The organism is Streptomyces sp. URMC 127 (genome assembly GCF_051386535.1).
Lineage (GTDB): Bacteria > Actinomycetota > Actinomycetes > Streptomycetales > Streptomycetaceae > Streptomyces.
In genome coordinates, this window is the sequence record NZ_JBPQTW010000330.1 from 1 (window position 1) to 5,151 (window position 5,151).

Genomic DNA, 5,151 nt, shown 5'->3' on the forward strand with positions numbered 1-5,151 from the left:
GCCCCGCCCCAGCCGCATCCCCCGCGCGTCCACGGCCAGCCCGGGCAGCAGCACCGCGTCGGCCGACGTCACGGCCTCGGGCCCCAGCCGGGGGCCGCCGGGCTCGAAGAGCCCCCGGCCCGCCCGTACGAGACGGTCCGGACCGTCGTAGACCGCCCAGTCCAGATCGTTGTCCTCCAGGAGGACGGGGAGCAGCACCCGCACCCCCCGGCGGCGGAGCGCTTCCAGGAGCGCGCGCGTGCCCGGCTCGCGCCCCACGGATACGTAGGCGGCCACCGTCCCCGCCTCCGCCAGCTCGGGCAGCTCCAGGGCGCGGCGGGCCAGCGCCGCCCCCGTCTCCGCCAGGTCATCCGGGGGCAATGCGGCTCTCACCGCCAGGAGGCCCTGCCGCAACTCCGCCTTCGTACCGTCGTACTTGATCACTGTGCGTACAAACTCCTTGCGTGGGGGCATACTCGGTGGAGCCTCGGCTTCCGCTCAATCTCAACGGATAGTGTTCGGCCCATGACTCATGCGCGTCCTCGGATCAGTAAGGCTGTCATCCCCGCAGCCGGACTCGGCACCCGATTCCTGCCTGCCACCAAGGCCACGCCCAAGGAGATGCTGCCCGTCGTCGACAAGCCGGCGATCCAGTACGTGGTGGAGGAGGCCGTTCTCGCCGGCCTCTCGGACGTCCTCATGATCACAGGGCGTAACAAGCGACCGCTCGAGGACCACTTCGACCGCAACTACGAGCTGGAAGAGGCGCTGCGCCGCAAGGGCGACGACTCGCGGCTCGCGCGCGTCCAGGAGTCCAGCGACCTGGCGACCATGCACTACGTCCGCCAGGGCGACCCCCGGGGCCTCGGCCACGCCGTGCTGTGCGCCGCCCCGCACGTCGGCAACGAGCCCTTCGCCGTCCTCCTCGGCGACGACCTGATCGACGTCCGGGACCCGCTGCTGTCCCACATGGTCGCGATCCAGCGCAAGCACGGCGGCAGTGTGATCGCGCTCATGGAGGTCGACCGCGCCCAGACCGGGATGTACGGCTGCGCGGCCGTGAAGCCGACCGACGCCGAGGGCGTGGTGCAGGTCACGGGCCTGGTCGAGAAGCCCGACCCGGCCGAGGCGCCCAGCAACTACGCCGTGATCGGCCGCTACGTCCTCGACCCGGCCGTCTTCGACGTGCTGCGCGAGACCCCGCCCGGCCGCGGCGGCGAGATCCAGCTCACCGACGCCCTGCAGGCGCTGGCCGCCGAGCCCGGCCTCGGCGGGCCCGTGCACGGCGTGATCTTCAAGGGCCGCCGTTACGACACCGGTGACCGCGGCGACTACCTCCGCGCCATTGTCAGACTGGCCTGCGAGCGCGAAGATCTTGGTCCGGACTTCCGCGCCTGGCTCCGTCGCTATGTGACCGAGGAGATGTAGCCCCTTGAGCAGCACCGCCGACACGGCCACCGGCACCGCCCCCGTCCCGCCGGACGGGCGGGACGACCCGGGCCGCCTGTGGACGGTGGACGAGCACCTCGCCGACATCCTGGCGAAGATCCGCCCCCTGGAGCCGATCGAGCTGCAGCTGCCCGAGGCTCAGGGGTGCGTCCTGGTCGAGGACGTCACCGTCCCGGCCGCCCTCCCGCCCTTCGACAACAGCTCCATGGACGGCTACGCGGTCCGCACGGCCGACGTCGAGGGCGCCACGGAGGAGTTCCCGGCCGTCCTCACCGTCGTCGGCGACGTCGCGGCGGGCAGCGGGACGCCGCCGACGGTCGGCCCCGGCGAGGCCGCCCGCATCATGACGGGCGCCCCGCTGCCGCCCGGCGCCGAGGCCGTCGTCCCCGTCGAGTGGACGGACGGCGGCGCGGGCGCCGGCCCCGCCGACGCGATGGCGGCCCACAGCGCGGTCCCCGAGCGCTCCGGCGGGGAGGTCCGCGTCCACCGGCCCGTCGCCGCCCGCGCCCACGTGCGGGCCCGCGGCAGCGACGCCTGCACCGGCGAGCTCGCGCTCGCCGCCGGCACCGTCCTCGGCCCGGCCCAGATCGGGCTGCTCGCCGCGATCGGGCGGGCCACGGTCCTGGTGCGGCCGCGGCCGCGCGTGGTCGTCATGTCCACCGGCAGCGAGCTCGTCCAGCCCGGCGAGGAGCTCGCCCCCGGGCGCATCCACGACTCCAACAGCTTCGTCCTCTCCGCCTGCGCGCGGGACGCCGGCGCGATCGCGTACCGCGTCGGCGCCGTCGACGACGACGCCGAGACCCTGCGCGCCACCCTGGAGGACCAGCTCATCCGCGCCGACGCCGTCGTCACCAGCGGCGGCGTGAGCGTCGGCGCGTACGACGTGGTCAAGGAGACGCTGTCCGGGCTCGCCGGCGAGGAGGGCAGCGTCGCCTTCCGGCGGCTGGCCATGCAGCCCGGCAAGCCGCAGGGCTTCGGCCGGATCGGCCCCGACCGGGTGCCGCTGTTCGCCCTCCCCGGCAACCCCGTCAGCTGCTACGTCTCCTTCGAGCTCTTCGTCCGCCCCGCGCTGCGGGCCCTCATGGGGCTCGACCCGGCCGACCGCCCCACCGTGCGCGCCGTGTGCACCGACGCCGTCACGTCGTCCCCGAAGGGCCGCCGCCAGTTCCTGCGCGCGCGCTACGAGGCGGCCGCCGGCACGGTCTCGCTCGTGGGCGGCGCGGGCTCGCACCTGGTGAAGGCCCTCGCGCAGGCCGACGCGCTCGTCGTCGTCCCCGAGGAGGTCACGGAGCTGGAGGCGGGCGCCGAGGTCGACGTCATCCCGCTGGGCTGAGCTCTACGGGCGCTGCCGGTACGGTGTCTGACCACACAGGACCGGACCAGGAGAAGCATGAGCAGCGCCGCCCAGGACTCGCCCGAGCCCTCCCGCCTCACCCACCTCGACAGTGCGGGAGCGGCCCGGATGGTCGACGTCTCGGCCAAGGAGGTCACCTCGCGCACGGCCCGCGCCAGTGGCCGCGTCCTCGTCTCGCCGCGCGTCGTCGCGCTCCTGCGCGGCGAGGGCGTCCCCAAGGGCGACGCCCTCGCCACCGCCCGCATCGCCGGCATCATGGCCGCCAAGCGCACCCCCGACCTGATCCCGCTCTGCCACCCGCTGGCCCTCTCGGGCGTGCAGGTCGACCTGTCGGTCGCCGACGACGCCGTGGAGATCACCGCGACCGTGCGGACGACGGACCGCACGGGCGTGGAGATGGAGGCGATGACGGCGGTGAGCGCGGCGGCCCTGACGGTCGTGGACATGGTGAAGGCCGTCGACAAGGCCGCCGTGATCACGGACATCAGGGTGGAGGAGAAGACGGGCGGCAAGTCGGGCCCTTACCGCCGCGAGGCGGGGGACGCGTGAGCGCGGCCGACGGCGGCGCCGGCCGCGGGCCGGCCGCGGTGCCGTTCCCGGGCGACTCCTCCGGCCTCGGCGAGGCCCTCCTCGCCCCGTACTCCGCGCTGGTGGTCACCGCCTCCAACCGCGCCGCCGCCGGCGTCTACGCGGACAAGGGCGGGCCCCTCCTCGCCCAGGGACTGAGCGAGATCGGCTTCGCGGTCGACGGTCCGCTGGTGGTGCCCGACGGCGACCCCGTCGAGCAGGCCCTGCGCGCGGGCACCGCCGCCGGCTACGACGTCATCGTCACCACCGGCGGCACCGGGATCTCCCCCACCGACCGCACGCCCGAGGCCACCCGCCGGGTCATCGACTACGAGATCCCCGGCATCGCCGAAGCCGTCCGCGCCGAGGGCCTGGCCAAGGTGCCCACGGCGGCGCTCTCCCGCGGCCTGGCCGGGCTTGCCGGCCGGACGCTGATCGTGAACCTGCCCGGGTCGACGGGCGGCGTCCGCGACGGCCTCGCCGTGCTGGGCCGGCTGCTGGTCCACGCCGTGGAGCAGGTCCGCGGGGGCGACCACCCGAGACCGGGGGGCCCGCACTGAGCGCCGGCTGGCCGGCCGAGCCGGCGGACGGCGACGTGGTCCTGCGCCCCATCCGGATGCGCGACCAGCACCAGTGGCGCGAGGTCAACCGGCGCAACCGTGACTGGCTGCGCCCCTGGGAGGCCACGATCCCGCCGCCCCCGCCGGGCGGCCCGGTCGCGCACCGTCCCACGTACCGGCAGATGGTGCGGCACCTGAGGGCGGAGGCGCACGCGGGCCGCATGCTGCCCTTCGTCATCGAGTACCGGGGCCGGCTGGCGGGCCAGCTGACCGTGGCGGGGATCACATGGGGTTCGATGTGCTCCGCCCACATCGGCTACTGGGTGGACGAGGCCGTCGCGGGCCGCGGCGTGATGCCGACCGCGGTCGCGCTCGCGGTGGACCACTGCTTCCACGCCGTCGGCCTGCACCGCGTGGAGGTGTGCATCCGGCCGGAGAACCTCCCCAGCCGCCGCGTGGTGGAGAAGCTGGGCTTCCGCGAGGAGGGGCTGCGGCCCCGCTACCTCCACATCGACGGCGCCTGGCGCGATCACCTGGTCTACGCACTGACGGCCGAGGAGGTCCCGGAGGGGCTTCTGCAGCGCTGGCACCGTTCTCGCCCCGGCACGCCTCAAAAATAGAATAGACATTCGAAAATGACCGTCAATCGACGGTATTCGAGTGGACTCGGTCCCAACAATCACAAAAAAAGTTCGAGATATCAGCCGGATCGTGCGACACACCGGGCCAATTGGCGGAATCCCCTGCGCGTACCCCTCTACGGTGTGAAGTGTGAGCAGCAGCGGCCTCATCTACGCAGTCATCGTCGGGGCCTGGGCCGCCTACTTGGTGCCGATGTGGCTCCGTAGGCAGGACGAGCTCAATGAAGCCCGTCCGACGGAACGCTTCAGCACCGCCATCCGGCTCTTGTCCGGGCGGGCGGGGATGGAGCGCCGTTACGCCAAGGACCTCGAAGGGCGCGCCGCCGACGACGCGCCGGTCTCAAGCGACCCCGCGGAGCCGGTGGTCCGCGGGAGCGAGCCGGAAGCGCCGACCGAAATGGTCGACGTCCGGCCCTTCGGCATGCCCGGGGGAGGTGGCGGGGCCCCCGCGGAGGCGCAGGCCCCGGCGGGCCCGGCCGCGGCCTCCCAGGGCTCGCAGGGCGCCCCGGGCGCCCCCGGGGAGCGTGCCGGGTCCCCCGTGACCCCGACGGCCGCCGCCGCGCGCGCCCGGCGCACGAAGGTCCTCGCGCGCCGCCGCCGC

At 74.4% G+C, this 5,151-nt stretch carries 6 protein-coding genes and 1 pseudogene; 6 read left to right on the forward strand and 1 reads right to left on the reverse strand.

The features are described 5' to 3' along the window. Window positions 1–453 (reverse strand): 5-formyltetrahydrofolate cyclo-ligase (locus tag ACSNOH_RS33270; protein ID WP_436725179.1); only part of this gene is annotated, 453 nt, incomplete at its 3' end. Between the two features lie 51 nt (window positions 454–504). On the opposite strand from ACSNOH_RS33270, the gene galU reads away from it, so the two are divergent. The 6 genes and pseudogenes from galU to ACSNOH_RS33300 form a co-directional block, all read left to right on the forward strand. Then, complete coding sequence (gene galU / locus ACSNOH_RS33275) at window positions 505–1,407, forward strand: UTP--glucose-1-phosphate uridylyltransferase GalU (RefSeq protein WP_436725180.1); 903 nt, start codon at window positions 505–507, stop codon at window positions 1,405–1,407. 76 nt (window positions 1,408–1,483) lie between these two features. Continuing rightward, window positions 1,484–2,761 (forward strand): molybdotransferase-like divisome protein Glp, encoded by a 1,278-nt coding sequence (glp, locus tag ACSNOH_RS33280; protein ID WP_436725181.1) that lies wholly within the window; start codon window positions 1,484–1,486, stop codon window positions 2,759–2,761. Between the two features lie 27 nt (window positions 2,762–2,788). Then, window positions 2,789–3,331, forward strand: a complete 543-nt coding sequence (gene moaC, locus ACSNOH_RS33285) for a cyclic pyranopterin monophosphate synthase MoaC (protein ID WP_436725182.1) — start codon at window positions 2,789–2,791, stop codon at window positions 3,329–3,331. Between the two features lie 38 nt (window positions 3,332–3,369). After that, complete coding sequence (locus ACSNOH_RS33290; protein WP_436725183.1) at window positions 3,370–3,909, forward strand: MogA/MoaB family molybdenum cofactor biosynthesis protein; 540 nt, start codon at window positions 3,370–3,372, stop codon at window positions 3,907–3,909. 56 nt (window positions 3,910–3,965) lie between these two features. Next, entirely contained in the window at window positions 3,966–4,529 is a 564-nt protein-coding gene (locus tag ACSNOH_RS33295) for a GNAT family N-acetyltransferase (RefSeq protein ID WP_436725184.1), read from the forward strand. Between the two features lie 151 nt (window positions 4,530–4,680). Beyond that, window positions 4,681–5,151: pseudogene (locus ACSNOH_RS33300) on the forward strand (hypothetical protein); the annotation flags it as partial.

Bases quoted from the DNA above. Each gene is read 5' to 3' on its own strand.
- galU (WP_436725180.1), top strand. From the start codon at position 505: ATGACTCATGCGCGTCCTCGGATCAGTAAGGCTGTCATCCCCGCAGCC.
- ACSNOH_RS33295 (WP_436725184.1), top strand. From the start codon at position 3,966: ATGCGCGACCAGCACCAGTGGCGCGAGGTCAACCGGCGCAACCGTGAC.